This window comes from Arthrobacter sp. D1-29 (assembly GCF_054130585.1).
The window spans coordinates 994,769-1,009,566 of the sequence record NZ_CP096383.1 but is presented as its reverse complement, the minus strand read 5'-3'; the positions used below and the strand labels follow the sequence as shown (position 1 = coordinate 1,009,566).

Here is a 14,798-nt window from a genome sequence, read left to right as displayed (position 1 = left end):
GAAAGCACCGGCAAGGGACCGGACCCGCGGGCCCCGGGCCCCGGGCCGCGTACCCCCGGCCCGCATACCCCCGGCCCGCGTACCCCCGGCCCGCTTTCAGCCCGGCCCGGGCACCCGGGCTTAGGCGTCGAGTTTGGTCAGCGGAGCGTAACGCAGCAGAAGGCGCTTCTCGCCGACGTCGAACTTCACCTTGGCGACGGTCTTGTCCCCGGCACCCTCCAAAGCAAGGACAGTGCCGTTGCCGAAGCTGGTGTGGTTGACTTTGTCCCCCACGGTGACGGCGACAATTTCCTTCTGCGGCTGCACACGGCTCTTGGCGATGGCGGCCGGAACATCGGAGTTGAAGCCGGCGCTGGCATCCGCGGCAGCCCCGCGGGCCGTGCCGGCACCCCAGAAGGACCCGCCGTAGCGGCTGGAGCCGATGGACGGCCCGCTCCCCCAGCCTCCGGTCTGCCTGCTGGAACCTTCGCGTTTCCATTCCACCAGCTCGGAGGGAATCTCCTCCAGGAACTGGCTGGCGGGGTTGTACTGGCTCTGCCCCCACATGCTGCGGACTTCCGAACGGGTCACGTAGAGCCGCTTCCGGGCCCGGGTGAGGCCCACGTAGGCAAGCCGGCGTTCCTCGGCCAGTTCCTTGGGATCGGTGGCGGACCGCTGATGCGGGAACAGCCCGTGCTCCATTCCGGTCAGGAACACCACAGGGAATTCCAGCCCCTTGGCCGTGTGCAGCGTCATCAGGGTGACCACACCGAGGCGCCTGGCTTCGGCGACGGCAGCGGCGGTCTCTTCGGGGTTGGAGCCGGGGGCGTCAGGGATTTGGTCGGCATCCGCCACCAGGGATACCTGCTCCAGGAAAGCGCCCAGTGAACCTTCGGGGTTTTCCTGTTCGTATTCGCGCACGACGGCGACGAGTTCTGCCAGGTTTTCCACGCGGGACTCATCCTGTGGATCCGTACTGGAACGCAGCCCGGCCAGGTACCCGGTCTGTTCCAGTACGGCCTCCAGTGCCGCGGCGGCGCCGGACCCTGAAGCTACTTCGGCGAGGTCATCCAGGAGTTTCACAAAACCCAGGACTGCGTTGACCGAACGCGTGGCCATGCCGGGAGCTTCCTCGGCACGCCGCGCCGCAGCCATAAAGGACATCCGCTCCTGCTGCGCCAGGGCAGCCACGGCGCCCTCGGCGCGGTCACCGATCCCTCGCTTCGGTTCGTTGAGCACCCGGCGCAGGTTGACGTCGTCGTCCGGGTTGACCAGGACCCGCAGATACGCGAGGGCGTCCTTAATCTCCTTGCGCTCGTAGAAGCGCGTGCCGCCCACCACCTTGTATGGCAGGCCCACGCGGACCAGGACGTCCTCGATGGAGCGGGACTGGGCGTTGGTGCGGTAGAAAATGGCCACGTCCCCGGGGCGAAGATTGTCCTCATCCTGGAGCCGGTCAATCTCCTTGGCGATGAACTGGGCTTCGTCGTGTTCGTTTTCGCCCACGTAGCCGACGATCTTGTGGCCTTCGCCCTCAGCCGTCCACAGCCTTTTTTCGGGGCGGTTGGGGTTGCGGGAAATGACCGAGTTGGCTGCGGTCAGGATGTTCTGCGTGGAGCGGTAGTTCTGCTCCAGCTTGATGGTGCGCGCCTCGGGGTAGTCATTCTCAAACTCGACGATGTTGCGGATGTCGGCTCCGCGGAAGGCGTAGATGGACTGATCGGAGTCGCCCACCACGGTGAGTTCGGAGGCTCCGGGCCCCTCGCCCACAATTTCCCGAACCAGCGCGTACTGCGCGTGGTTGGTGTCCTGGTACTCGTCCACCAGGACGTGGCGGAAACGCCGGCGGTAAGAGTCGGCGAGCGCCGGAAAGGCCCGGAACATGTAGACGGTCTCGGCGATGAGGTCATCAAAGTCCATAGCGTTGGCCTGCCGCAGCCGCTGGGTGTAGCCCTTGAAGACGTCCGCAACGGCGCTTTCGAAGGGGTCGTTGAAATTGGCGGCTGAGGCGAAGGAGTCAGCGTCAATGAGTTCGTTCTTCAGCGCCGAGATCTTGTGCTGGATGGCTTTGGGCGCGAACTTCTTGGGGTCCAGGTCCAGGCTCTTGGACACCTGGGTCACGAGCCGCAGGGAGTCGGCGGAATCGTAGATCGAAAAGTTGGATTTTAGGCCGACGTTGGCGGCTTCCTGGCGCAGGATCCGTACGCAGGACGAGTGGAAGGTGGAGATCCACATGATTTTCGCCCGGCCGCCCACCAATGCTTCAATGCGCTCACGCATTTCCGCGGCGGCCTTGTTGGTGAAGGTGATGGCCAGGATTTCGCCGTGATGGGCACGCCCGGTGGCGATGAGGTAGGCGATCCGGTTGCTGAGCACCCTGGTTTTGCCTGACCCGGCACCGGCGACAATAAGCAGGGCACTGCCGGAGTGTTTGACGGCCTCCTCCTGCTGCGGGTTCAGGCCCTGCAGCAGCTGGGCGGCGTCCGGCCGGTGGCGCGCCATGCGGCTGCCCTCAGGCTGGTCTCCGTGCTCCTGGGGTGCCGGCTTCTTCCAGCGGGCGGGGTGGGAGTCGGCACCGCCGCCGCTGACTTCCGCCCCCGCCGCAAGGACTTCCGGGCGCGACTTGGTGAAGGTGGCAGCTTTGGAAGCGGCCTTGAACGGTCCGTCAGAGTACGGGTCAAACAACATATCCATGGTGCTACAAGTCTAGGCGGTGGGGCCGACACTCACTTCGCAGCCTGTGGATTACTGCCGCACCACTCCCCCACAACCCCCTCCCCGCGAGAGAGTTTTTGTCCATTTGTGGCGACTTGCCGGGGGTGAAAGTCGCCGTATCTGGACAAAAACTCCAGCGCCGCGGCTTAGCCCACCGAGGCGGACTGCAGGGCCGCACGCAACTCGCGCACCGCCGTCGTGCCTCCGGCCATAAACCATTCCAGCCCGTTGACCCGGACGGTGTCCGTGGCGCCGCCGGCGGCGCGGACGATTGCCTTGCCTGGCAGCCAGTCCCACTCCGGGCAGCTGTGCTGGAACCAGCAGCCCAGCTGGCCGTCCGCCACCCTGCCAAGGTCGCAGGATCCGGAGCCAAGCATTCGTAAAGCCGCGGCGGACGTTGCGGCCGCATGCCATGGCATGGCGCAGAGTGGGTCCATAAGCCAGCTGGGGTGGATGTAGGTGGCCGCACCAAATTCCGCCACAGCAGTGCCATTGCGTGCTCCGCTGTTGTCATGGAAGACGGTGAGTGCCTCGCCATTCAGCGTGGCCGGCCGCCCGCTGCCGCCCAGCCAGAGTTTGTCTTCCTCGGGCTGGAAGATGGCACCCAGGAGCACGTCGGAGGAGTCTTTCAGGGCGATGGCTGAGCACCAGTAGGTGGAGCCGTGCAGGAAGTTGTAGGTGCCGTCCACGGGGTCGATGACCCACGTTCGGCCACTGCGGCCCTGGACAGAGGCACCCTCCTCACCCAGGATTCCATCCTCCGGCCGGCAGCGCTGCAGCTGCTCCAGCACGTAGGCCTCCGCGGCGTGATCCGCCGCCGTCACCACGTCCGAGATGGACGTTTTCTGTTGGGACTGCAGGCCCGCCATGCGCATGAGGAGCGCCAGTTGGCCGGCCTCCCGGACCAGGGCGGATGCCAACTGGTAGTCGTCCAGAGAGGGGTCAAGTTCAACAGCGCTGTGCCGGCCAATGGTCATGGCTTCAGTTTATGGGGCGGGATAATGGTGCCATGGCCAAAACCCCTGCACAGCGGATCAAAAAGCACGGCACCAAGGCTGCTGTTCCGCAGCACCACCTTCCGCCGGTGATCAACCCCACCACAGCCCGCTCGCCGCAAAAGGCCCAAAGCAACAGCAACCTCATCGTCGTTGCGGGAGTGGTGGCCAGCCTCTTCCTGTTCTGGTACGTCCACCTGCTGACCCTGAACCAGCTGACGCAGCTCTCGGGCGGCCTGGCCATGCCAGATTCCCTGCTGGGCGGCTTCGACGCCGGCTACATCGAACGGCTGCGCGGTGCCATGGACGACGACGCCCGCGGCCAGCTGAACTACATCCACAAGACGGCCGGAACCCTTTTCCCGCTGATCTTCGGCTTTACCTGGGTGCTGCTGATCGGCACCAACGTTGCACGCAAGGGGCTGCGCTGGGCCCTGTGGGCGGCCCCTCTGCTGTTTGTGGTGGCCAGGCTCTGGGGAAACGTAGCAGTTGATTCCGTGCTGGCTTCTGAAGCGCCCGACGCCGGGCAGGTTGCCCTGGCGTCCGCGCTCACCGTCGCCGGTTGGGTCCTGCTGGTCCTCAGCCTCCTGGCCGGGGCGGCGGCGGTCTTTTTGCGCCGCGCGCGCCGTCAAAACAACTGAGATTGCCGGCAAATCAGTTCGTCTTATGCCTCAGTGCGGTGCAACCGCCTGGGCCCGGGTGGCTTTGCGGACCTTCCGGTGCCGGTGCACCCGCTGAGCTATCACCAGGCCGGCAGTTGCCACTCCCAGCGTGACCGGATAGCCCATCAGGCGTTCCAGCGTCCCGGGCTCCGGAACGTCCATCCGCGTGAGTGCGCCAGTAGCGAGAGCGGCAGCAGACACCACTCCGCACACCAGGATGAACCATCCCAGCGGCGACTGGTCCAGCCAGAGGACCCCCAAAACCAACAGTCCCAAGGCCCCTGCGATGAAGTACATAACAGCACCGGCAAAATGCCAGCCCGAACCCACATCCTCGGGAACCAGACCCACGATGACGGTGCCCGCGCCGGCGGTTCCGACAAATATCCGAACCCAGATCGCCGCCAGCCAGGGCTTCCTGCGGGGTCCGGGCTGGACACGGGCACCGGCCCTCGCCGCGATGCAGAGCAGCCCTGAACTGAGGAGCAGCGCCCCGAGCAGCATTCCCAGGCCTTGAACAACAAACGAGGCGTTCATGAGCCAGTTCAGCGGCGAACAGACGTCCCGGCCGTCGAAGACGCCGCAGTGGACCGCCCCCAGATCGCTGATGTAGCCCGTCCGCCGGTCGTAGGGCTGCGGTCCGGCCCAGCCGCCGATCACCGCAGCTTCCGCGGCAAAATACTGCAGCACGCTTAGGACTGACCATGCCCCGATGTACTGCCTGGTGGAAGCTGTGTCGGGAATGTAGGCCAGGGCTGGAGCGGACATCGGGGCTGAACTCATGCCAAGAGCGTAGTACGGCCTCCCACCTTGTATGCTTGTAACCGTGTCCGGACGGACCGGCCCTGCCGGGACAGCGGACATACGCCCTCGTAGCTCAGTGGATAGAGCACGGCTCTCCTAAAGCCGGTGTCGTTGGTTCGATTCCAATCGAGGGCACTTGAACGTTTCCGAGAAGGAATTCGACCTTCGCGCCTACCTGCTCGGCGCCACTGAGTCCGCTCCTTTGATGGCCGGCCGCTGGACCATTGAACGGCAGTTGCTGGACCGCGCCACAGGCACCCACGGAACCTTTTCCGGCGTCGTCCGGTTCTCCGTGACGGACGACGGCGGCCTGGCCTACCAGGAGGAAGGCACCATGCGCTGGCCCTCCTTCACCGGACCGGCCACGCGCGAATACCTCCTGAAACCCGCCGGCGGGCCAGACGCGCTGGACGTCCTCTTCGCCGACGGACGTCCCTTCCACCGGATGAGTTTCAGCCCGGAAGCCAACCTGGACCGGCATTGGTGCGATCCGGACACTTACCGCGTGGCCTATGCCATGGAGGGTCCGGACCGGTTCAGCTACACCTGGGACGTCAAAGGCCCCAACAAGGACCTCCTGCTGGCCTCCACCCTGAAACGCCTGGCCGGGACGCCCGGCGCCCAAGCACCGTTAGGCTCGGAAGCGTGAAGCCCAGAATCGTTGTCTCCGCCGTGTGTGTTTTCGACGACGCCGGACGCCTGCTGACCGTCCGCAAACGCGGCACCGGCATGTTTATGCACCCCGGTGGAAAGCCCGAACCCGGCGAAACCGCAGTGCAGGCGGCAGCCCGGGAGCTCGCAGAGGAGGTGGGCATTGTCCTGGATCCCCGCGAGCTGGAGCTGATGGGCATCTGGATCGCCGACGCCGCCAATGAGGCCGGCACCGACATCGAAGCCACCGTGTTCAAAGCCCCGGGAACCTGGACGGCACATCCATCGGCCGAGATCGCGGAGATCCGCTGGCTGGACCTGGCCGCTAAACTGCCGCAGGACCTCGCTCCCCTGCTCACGGACCACATCCTCCCGGAGCTCGCCGCCTCCGGACGCTGAGGGGTGAGATCCCGCCGCTTCAGCCGTGGCTAAGCGGTGGGATCTCACGCTTCGATGAACCGGCGGCCTGTGCCTGCGCTAGAACTCCGGAACGGCTTCCTCCGCCACGGCCGTGGCCTCGGCGAACTGCGTCCGGTACAGCTCGGCATACCGGCCGTCGGCCGCAAGGAGCTCATTGTGCGTGCCCCGTTCCACGATCCTTCCATCCTCCACCACCAGGATGACGTCCGCGGCCCGGATGGTGGACAGCCGGTGGGCAATCACGACGGCGGTGCGCCCCTCGAGCGCTGCGCCCAGTGCAGCCTGCACGGCGGCTTCGTTGGTGGAATCCAGAGCGGCTGTTGCCTCGTCCAGGATCACTACCCTGGGCTGCGCGATCAGGAGCCGGGCGATGGTGAGCCGTTGCCGTTCGCCTCCGGAGAGCCGGTAGCCACGCTCCCCCACGACGGTCTCCAGGCCGTCGGGCAGGGAACGGATCATTGTTTCCAGCCGGGCCTGCCGGATGACGTCCCACATGTCGTCCTCGGTGGCTTCCGGCCGCGCCAGGCGCAGGTTGGAGGCGATTGTTTCGTGGAACAGGTGGCCGTCCTGGGTGACCATGCCCAGGGTGTCGCGCAGGGAGTCAAAGGTCACGTCGCGGACGTCCAGGCCAGTCCCCGGCACGGTTCCGCCCAGGCGGACGGCGCCGGAGTCAACGTCGTAGAGCCTGGACAGCAGCTGCGCGATAGTGGACTTGCCCGCGCCGGAGGAGCCAACCAGCGCAACAGTCTGGCCGGGCTCCACCCGGAAGCTGATGCCGTGCAGCACTTCATCGCCGCCGCGGGTGTCCAGCGTGGACACTTCCTCCAACGAGGCAAGGGACACCTTGTCAGCGGACGGATAGGCGAAACGGACGTCGTCGAACTCAACGGACACGGGCCCCGGCGGCACGGCCACGGCGTCCGGCTTTTGCTGGATCAGGGGCTTGAGGTCCAGGATTTCAAAGACGCGCTCAAAGCTGACCAGGGCGCTCATGATTTCCACCCGGGCGTTGGAGAGCGCGGTGAGCGGGGCGTATAGGCGGGTGAGCAGCAGGGCCAGCACCACGACGTCGCCCGCTGCGAGTTGCCCGGTGATGGCCATCCAGCCGCCCAGCCCATAGACCAGCGCCAGGGCCAGCGCCGACACCAGGGTCAGCGCGGTGACGAAGGTGAACTGCAGCATGGCCGTGCGGATGCCGATGTCCCGGACCCGGCCGGCGCGCACCGCGAATTCCCGTGATTCCTCCTCCGGCCGGCCGAAGAGCTTGACCAGCGTGGCACCCGGGGCGGAAAACCGCTCGGTCATTTGGGTGCCCATGGCGGCGTTGTGTTCTGCGGCCTCACGCCGGAGGTCTGCCAGCTTGGAACCCATGCGGCGGGCGGGGATGAGGAAGACCGGCAGCAGGATCATCGCCAGGACGGTTACCTGCCAGGAGGTACCGAGCATCACGATCAATGTCAGGATCAGCGCCACCACGTTGCTGACCACGCCGGATAGCGTGCCGGCGAAGGCCGACTGGGCACCGATGACGTCATTGTTCAGACGGCTGACCAGGGCGCCCGTGCGCGTGCGGGTGAAAAAGGCGATCGGCATCTTCTGCACGTGGTCAAAGACCCTGGTGCGAAGGCCCACGATCACGCCTTCGCCGATGGTGGACGAGAGCCAGCGGCTCACCAGTCCCAGGCCGGCCTCGGCAAGCGCCACGAGTGCAATAAGCACCGCCAGCCGGACCACTTCGTCAGCCCCTGCTTTGGCGACAATGGCATCCACCACCTGGCCGGCCAGGACCGGCGTGGCCACTGCGAGGAACGCCATCACGATGGACAGTGCCACGAAGGCAATGAGTTTCCCGCGGTGCGGGCGGGCGAAGCCGAGGACCCGCTTCAGGGTGGCTTTGGAGAACGGCTTGGAGCCGCTCTTGGCCCTGGTGATCTTGTACAGGGAGTTCCAGGCCACCCCTTCCATGCTCATCGGTGGCGCTCCTTGGTGTCTGTCATAGTTCAGTTACCGTCCCGTTTTCCACATTCCACCGCACGTCCAGCTGGACGTTTTCCAGCAGCCTGCGGTCATGGGTAACTAACAGCAAAGCGCCCTCATAACTTCCCAGCGCCTCTTCCAGTTGCTCAATGGCTGGCAGATCGAGGTGGTTGGTGGGCTCATCGAGGACCAACAGGTTCACGCCGCGGGCCTGGAGCAGGGCCAGGGCTGCCCGGGTCCGTTCACCCGGCGAGAGCGAATCCACGGAGCGTGCCGTGTGGTCAGCTTTCAGCCCGAACTTCGCCAGCAGCGTCCTGACTTCCGCAGGAGTCTGGTCCGTGAGCACGGCCTCGACGGCGTCCGCCAGGCTGAGGTGCCCCGCCAGGAGGCCGCGCGCCTGATCGATCTCGCCGATGGCCACCGAAGCACCCAGGGCAGCGTTCCCGGAGTCCGGAGCCTGCACGCCCAGCAGCAGCCGCAGAAGGGTGGACTTGCCTGCGCCGTTCGGGCCCGTAATACCGATCCGCTCGCCGGCGTTGAGCTGGAGGTTGACCGGGCCCAGGGTGAAGCTTCCCTGGTGCACAACAGCATCCCGCAACGTGGCCACCACGGCACTGGACCGCGCTGCCTGCCCAATGGTGAACTGCAGTTGCCATTCCTTCCGGGGCTCTTCCACCACGTCCAGCCGTGCAATCCGCGATTCCATCTGCCGAACTTTTTGCGCCTGCTTCTCCGAGGATTCAGTACTGGCCGCGCGCCTGATCTTGTCGTTGTCCGGGCTCTTCTTCATGGCGTTTCGAACTCCCTGGGAGCTCCATTCACGCTGGGTACGCGCGCGGGAGACCAGATCCGCCTTGGTGGAGGCAAACTCCTCGAATCTTTCCCTTGCATGGCGGCGTGCCACGGCCCGTTCCTCCAGGAAAGCCTCGTAGCCGCCGTCGTACACAGCCACGGAGTTCTGGGCCAGGTCCAGTTCTACAATGGTGGTGACGCAGCGGGCCAGGAATTCCCGGTCATGGGACACCAGGACCACCCCGCCGCGAAGCCCCTGGACGAAGGCCTCCAGTTTGGCCAGTCCAGCCAGGTCCAGATCATTGGTTGGTTCATCCAGCAGCACAATGTCGAAGCGGCTCAGCAGCAGGGCCGCCAGGGCCACCCGGGCGGCCTGGCCGCCGGAGAGCCCGGTCATGGGGGCATCCGGCCCGGTTTCCAGGCCCAGGTCCGCAAGAACAGCCGGAAGCCGCTCATCCAGGTCCGCCGCGCCCGACGCCATCCAGCGGTCAAAAGCCAGCGAATAGGCATCATCAGCACCCGGAGCACAAGATCCCAGGGCCTCCGCGGTGGACTCCATCTCGGCGGTGGCCTGGGCGCAGCCGGTCCGGCGTGCAATATAGCCCGCAACGGTTTCGCCGGCTACCCGTTCATGCTCCTGCGGAAGCCAGCCTACAAAGGCGTCGGCTGGGGCAAGGCTGACGGTTCCATCCTGCGGTTGGTCAACCCCGGCCAGCAGTCGCAGCAGGGTGGACTTGCCGGCGCCGTTGGCACCAACCACCCCCACCACGTCACCGGGCGCCACCGTCAGGGAAAGCTTTGAGAAGAGCGTGCGGTGGTCGTGACCACCGGAAAGTTCTTTGGCAACAAGGGTTGCAGTCATTGGTCCGTCCTCGGCGCATGAAAGAACCCGCCGGTCCGGACTTGGGGGGTGTACGGACCAACGGGCTCGACCATCAAGCATAGTCGAAGCACGGCCGGGGGTAAAATCCCAGGCAACCCGGCAGGCTAAAATTAGCGCAGACATCCGTTCTGCAGAGAGCATTCCATGCCCCTCCCCGCCAAGGCGTTCCAGCGCTGGCTGCAAGGCATCGCGCCGGACACCAGCACGGCTGACGTCTGCCGGATTTCCGGGATCAAACGGACAACCCTGGCCCAGCAGTTGGTCCGCGGCAAGGTCGCGGAAACCACCGTGGTGAGCATCAGCCGGGCCTTCAACATCAATCCAGTGACGGCGTTGGCCAGCTTCGATGTGTTCCGGGAACTCGCCGACCCACAACCTCCTCCCACCAGGTCCGAACTGGTTAGCCAGGTTTCGACTCCCGATCTCCTGCGGGCGGTGCTCGCCCGCGAGTCGGTGGATCCGGCGGCGCAGCCCACCACCGAAAGGCCGGACCTCAGCCCGGCGCCGCATTCCACCTCCGTCAAGAACTGGGTGGAAGCCATCGACGACGGCGAACTGCGGCACCGTGTGTCGGTTGCCACGGGCATCGCGCCGCAGAATTACTCGGCACAGCTGACCGCAAACAGGCTTTCCCCGGAGCTGGCCCTGGCCACGTCCCTGGCTGCCGGCGTTGGCCCTGCCGGCGGCCTCGTGGCCACCGGCCTGATCACCGAGGAGGAGGCAGGGTGGCCGGCGAGGGCCAGGCAGGCAGCCTTGGACGCCCTGACGGACGGGGAGCTGACGACGCTCGCCGGAGAACGCCTGCAGGCATTGGGCAGGACGCTTCGCCGCCAGGAACACGATCAGGAACAAACCAACAAGATCTGGGAGAACCTGGGATGATCGAAATCCTTCAGTGGTCAACACTGGCCTTGTGCGCCGTCACCGCCGCGGCCCGGATTCCCAGCGCCCTCCGCGGGCAGAACCGGGCTGTTTTCTACATCTTCGCGCTCTTGACAGTAGCCATCCTGCTCAGCATCGAGGCACCGTACGTTGCCATCGATCAGGCTCTGGGCGGCATCAACGTTGCCAACCTCATCCTCCGTTTTGTCATCTTTGCTGCCATCTTTTTCGTGGGCATCCGCGTGACCAGGGGTTTCGGGGCGGTCGAAGGGCACCGCTTCATTACGGGGCGGATCGGAATCAGTGTCCTGGCGCTGATCTCCGTCGCAGTGCTGGTGCTGTTCCTGATGATGGATACCGCCGGCTCCTCGGCAGGCATGGCGGCCGTATCCGGCAAGGATGCCCGCAACGGCCTGTTGGCTGAGCTCTATGGTGCCGCCGGCCGCGCCTACCCCGCCTATGCCTCGCTCGCCTTGCTGCCTGCCATGGTAAGGGCGGTCCGGAGCAGACTGCCGGCAATGGTGCGGTTCGCGGCCTTCCTGCTGGCAGCGGGAGCGCTGACCATCGCCCTGACGCTGTTGTTCCCTCTGGTGCCGCCGCAGTGGGGCACCGCCGAGTTCATCATCAATTACACAGCTGTCCTGTGCTTTGTGGTGGGGCTCGGGCTGATCTGGGCGGCGAGGATCCGGTACGGACGCAATGTGGTGCGCTCAAAGACTTAAACCACCCGGCACGCTTCATCAGTTCACAAAATCATTAGAATGTGAAACAATCATGAATGTGTGAAGGCGGGGCCGCAGGGTTTTCGAACGGGGATAAATTCGTGGACGTTTTGCGCCTCAACGGTCCTTTGCACATCTTGGGGGGATGAGTGGTGGCGGCCGTTGGGGACCGCCCCCACTCAGCCTGTTTAACCGGGAATTTGGCTGGATAACGGACGATGGTGCTGGGGCCAGCGTGCTGGGGCTAGCGGACGAACCTCAAGGTCACCAGCTGGAAGGGGCGCAGGCTCAGATCCACGGAGTCCGGCCCTGTCACCGAAATTCCGGGTGCATCCACCTGCCGTTCCAGCAGATCCGTGGGGTGGACACTCCTGACCGGGAAGTTGGCTGTGAGCAGCCCCGCAGACCTCTGCCCCAGGGATTCGTAGAGCCGGACAATCACATCACCCGAGCCATCCTCGGCAAGCTTGACAGCCTCAATGACCAGGGCGGGATTGCCCACACTAAATAGAGGTTCCACTGCCTGGCCGCCACGTATCTCCCGTGGTGTGAGGTTGGTGCGGTATCCCTCCTCAACTGCCTCCGCGATGCCGGCGCCGGGACGGATCGTTACCGTCAGTTCGTGCCGTCCGCGGTCCGCCGCAGGGTCCGGGAACTTGGGCGCACGCAACAGTGAGAGCCGCACGGCAGTGGTGGTCCCGCCGTCGTCCTCCCTGATACTCCTGGTGACGTCGTGCCCATAGCTGGAAGAGTTCGAAATTGCGACGCCGTAGCCGGGCTCTGCAACATGAATCCAGCGGTGCGCGCAGATTTCGAACTTCGCGGCCTCCCATGAGGTGTTGACATGGGTGGGACGGAACACGTGGCCAAACTGCGTCTCGGAAGCTGAACGGTCCGCCCGGACATCCAGGGCAAAGCCCAGCTTGAGGAGCTTCTCACGCTCCTGCCAATCGACGGCGGTGGTGATGGCCAGGGAGTCGCTGCCCGCCTCAAGCATGATCCGCTGCCTGACCGGGGAAGATCCTGCCAGGCGCTCCACAACGACGACGGGAGTCTGGCCGTCCTGTTCCAGCCTGACAGCCGTGGCGTCAGCCAGGGCTGTGACGTTGCGGCGGTAGAACTCGTCGATGTCCCAGGCATCCCATTCATTGGGCGTATCGCGGTGCAGTTCCAACAGGTTGCCACGCTGGCCGGGTGCGATTGCTTCGCGTCCCGAGGCGTAGTCCGTCAGGGATACGATCAGTCCGTTGGCATCCAGCACTGCCCTGACAATCCCGTTGTCCAGGACATAGCCACCCTCCGCCGGGGACACCCGCACGGGCAGGCGTGGGGCGACTGGTTCTGCGGCGCCCAGGGCCGGAACCCCGTGGCGGGGGTGGGGCGCAGCGTTCAGGAGGAACTCCCGGGATCCGGAACCGAGCATCGACGCAGCGGCCCTGGCAATGAGAGCCTCCAAACCGGAGGCGATGGCCGAGTAATTCCGCTCGGCGTCCTGGTGCACCCAGGCAATGGAGCTGCCCGGCAGGATGTCATGGAACTGGTGCATCAGAACCAGCCGCCAGAGCCGCTTGAGCTCGGCCGCGGGATACGGGAAGGATCCCCCGCTCCGGACAGCGGCGGTGGCGCACCAAAGTTCAGCTTCCCTGAGCAGGTGTTCGCTGCGGCGGTTGCCGCGTTTGGTCCGGGCCTGGCTGGTATAGGTGCCGCGGTGCAGCTCGAGGTACATCTCCCCCACCCAGACCGGCAGCGCCTTGTATTCCTCCTCTGCCTGGGTAAAGAAACTCTCAGCGGAACCGATGCGCACCTTGGGAGAACCCTCCAGGTCAGCCGTCCGGCTTGCGGCTGCCAGCATTTCACGGGTGGGGCCGCCGCCGCCGTCGCCGTATCCGAACGGGACAAGCGACGTATTGCCGCGGCCGTGGTCCCGGTAGTTGCGCTCGGCGTGCGCCAGTTCGCGCCCGCTCAACTCGGAGTTATAGGTGTCAATGGGAGGGAAGTGCGTGAACAGCCTGGTGCCGTCAATGCCTTCCCAGCTGAAAGTGTGGTGGGGCATCCGGTTCAGCTGGTTCCAGGAGATCTTCTGCGTAAGGAACCAGCGGCTGCCGGCCGACTTGACGATCTGCGGCAGGGCGCCGGAGTAGCCGAACGAGTCCGGGAGCCAGGCTTCGCGGCAATCGATGCCAAACTCCTCCAGGAAGAAGCTCTTGCCCTCCACAAACTGGCGGGCCATCGCTTCGCTGCCGGGCATATTGGTGTCCGACTCGACCCACATGCCGCCCACCGGAACAAACTGGCCAGCCTTGACCTTCTCCCGGATGCGGCCAAAAAGTTCCGGATAAAACTCCTTCATCCAGGCGAACTGCTGGGCCGAGGAGCAGGAGAAGACAAAGCCCGGGTTTTCGTCCATCAGCGACACCACGTTGGAGAAGGTCCTGGCGCACTTGCGGATGGTTTCCCGTACCGGCCACAGCCAGGCCGAATCGATGTGGGCATGGCCCGTGGCAACGAGCTGGTGGGCGGAGGCGTAGGCAGGCCTGGACAGCACTTCGGCGAGGGCTTCGCGCCCCGCAGCTGCCGTTCCGGCAATGTCGTCCGGGTCCATCAGGTCCATCATGCGTTCCAGTGCCCGGAGAATTTCATGGCGGCGAGGCTGCTCCATGGGGAGCTCGTGCATCAGCCCCGCCAGCGTCCAGATGTCCTGCTGGAGCTCCCACACCGACTGGCTCAGTTCCGCAATGGCGATGGTGCCGAGCCTGTACTGCGGCGCCGTTCCGGCCGTTGCCTTATCGCCGTAGGGCATGGCCGCAAAAGTCCAGCCCTGCGCGACGTCCGGATTGGCTGCGGCTTCAACATAAAAATCCACGGCCATGCCGCTGCCCAAAAGCTTGAGCGGAATGTACTGGTTCCGTGGCGAGATCGCCTTGATGATCGTGCCGTCAGGACGCCAGGCTATCCCCTCACACTGGAAGCCCGGGATTTCTGTGGTGAAGCCCAGGTCGACCACCATTTCGACGGTGGTGTCCGGTTCCGTACCCCAGGACTCAGGGACATCACCCTGCAATCTCAGCCATTTGGTCCCCCAGGGCTTGCCCCAGGCAGCGCCGTGCTCCTGCGGCACGAAATCCTGCCGCAGTGCCTCCATCACAGTCACTGGTTCGTCCGGTACATCCCAGCTGGTCAGCGTCAGCGGAACCATGCGCGTGTATACAGCGGGGATGACCCGCTCACGCACAAAGCGGTCCAGGCGCACTTCCGTGATCCGGCGATCGTCATGCAATGTTTGTCCTCTTTAATGCTTGAAACGGGAGAACTTGGA

The 14,798-nt window shown here is 65.1% G+C and carries 11 protein-coding genes and 1 tRNA gene; 6 read left to right on the top strand and 6 right to left on the bottom strand.

The features are described 5' to 3' along the window. Nucleotides 1–120 precede the first annotated feature (120 nt). The gene (gene pcrA, locus M1E17_RS04765) at nt 121–2,673 is read right to left on the bottom strand and encodes a DNA helicase PcrA (protein WP_457965801.1); all 2,553 of its coding nucleotides are present in this window, start codon (nt 2,671–2,673) and stop codon (nt 121–123) included. Nucleotides 2,674–2,840: 167 nt separating this feature from the next. Then, the gene (locus M1E17_RS04760; RefSeq protein WP_457965799.1) at nt 2,841–3,671 is read right to left on the bottom strand and encodes an inositol monophosphatase family protein; all 831 of its coding nucleotides are present in this window, start codon (nt 3,669–3,671) and stop codon (nt 2,841–2,843) included. A 32-nt stretch (nt 3,672–3,703) separates the two neighbouring features. Here M1E17_RS04760 and M1E17_RS04755 point away from each other — a divergent pair, with 32 nt between their 5' ends. After that, nucleotides 3,704–4,330 carry a hypothetical protein gene (locus M1E17_RS04755; protein ID WP_457965798.1) on the top strand — a complete coding sequence of 209 codons (627 nt, stop codon included), beginning with the start codon at nt 3,704–3,706 and terminating at the stop codon, nt 4,328–4,330. A gap of 30 nt (nt 4,331–4,360) precedes the next feature. Here M1E17_RS04755 and M1E17_RS04750 read toward each other — a convergent pair whose 3' ends face one another. Continuing rightward, nucleotides 4,361–5,134: a DUF998 domain-containing protein gene (locus M1E17_RS04750; RefSeq protein WP_457965796.1), complete on the bottom strand. Its 774-nt coding sequence runs from the start codon at nt 5,132–5,134 to the stop codon at nt 4,361–4,363. Between the two features lie 83 nt (nt 5,135–5,217). Between M1E17_RS04750 and M1E17_RS04745 the strand changes: the two genes are divergently transcribed. From M1E17_RS04745 to M1E17_RS04735, 3 genes are all read left to right on the top strand, one after another. Further along, a tRNA-Arg gene (locus M1E17_RS04745) sits at nt 5,218–5,290 on the top strand. A gap of 1 nt (nt 5,291) precedes the next feature. Further along, the gene (locus tag M1E17_RS04740; RefSeq protein WP_457965795.1) at nt 5,292–5,804 is read left to right on the top strand and encodes a DUF6314 family protein; all 513 of its coding nucleotides are present in this window, start codon (nt 5,292–5,294) and stop codon (nt 5,802–5,804) included. Further along, a complete protein-coding gene (locus M1E17_RS04735; protein ID WP_457965793.1) occupies nt 5,801–6,205 on the top strand; it encodes an NUDIX hydrolase in 405 nt (134 codons plus the stop codon). Before M1E17_RS04740 ends, M1E17_RS04735 begins: the two co-directional genes overlap by 4 nt. Nucleotides 6,206–6,283: 78 nt before the next feature. On the opposite strand, the gene M1E17_RS04730 is transcribed toward M1E17_RS04735, so the two are convergent. Beyond that, on the bottom strand, nt 6,284–8,197 hold the full coding sequence (locus M1E17_RS04730; protein WP_457965792.1) for an ABC transporter ATP-binding protein: 1,914 nt from the start codon (nt 8,195–8,197) through the stop codon (nt 6,284–6,286). Between the two features lie 22 nt (nt 8,198–8,219). Next, a complete protein-coding gene (locus M1E17_RS04725; protein ID WP_457965790.1) occupies nt 8,220–9,857 on the bottom strand; it encodes an ABC-F family ATP-binding cassette domain-containing protein in 1,638 nt (545 codons plus the stop codon). 165 nt (nt 9,858–10,022) lie between these two features. On the opposite strand from M1E17_RS04725, the gene M1E17_RS04720 reads away from it, so the two are divergent. Beyond that, the gene (locus M1E17_RS04720; protein ID WP_457965789.1) at nt 10,023–10,760 is read left to right on the top strand and encodes a hypothetical protein; all 738 of its coding nucleotides are present in this window, start codon (nt 10,023–10,025) and stop codon (nt 10,758–10,760) included. Further along, nucleotides 10,757–11,482, top strand: coding sequence for a hypothetical protein (locus M1E17_RS04715; protein ID WP_457965787.1), 726 nt, complete (start codon nt 10,757–10,759; stop codon nt 11,480–11,482). Before M1E17_RS04720 ends, M1E17_RS04715 begins: the two co-directional genes overlap by 4 nt. A 244-nt stretch (nt 11,483–11,726) precedes the next feature. Here the strand turns inward: M1E17_RS04715 and M1E17_RS04710 are convergent, their stop codons facing one another. Then, on the bottom strand, nt 11,727–14,759 hold the full coding sequence (locus M1E17_RS04710; protein WP_457965785.1) for an alpha-mannosidase: 3,033 nt from the start codon (nt 14,757–14,759) through the stop codon (nt 11,727–11,729). Nucleotides 14,760–14,798 lie beyond the last annotated feature (39 nt).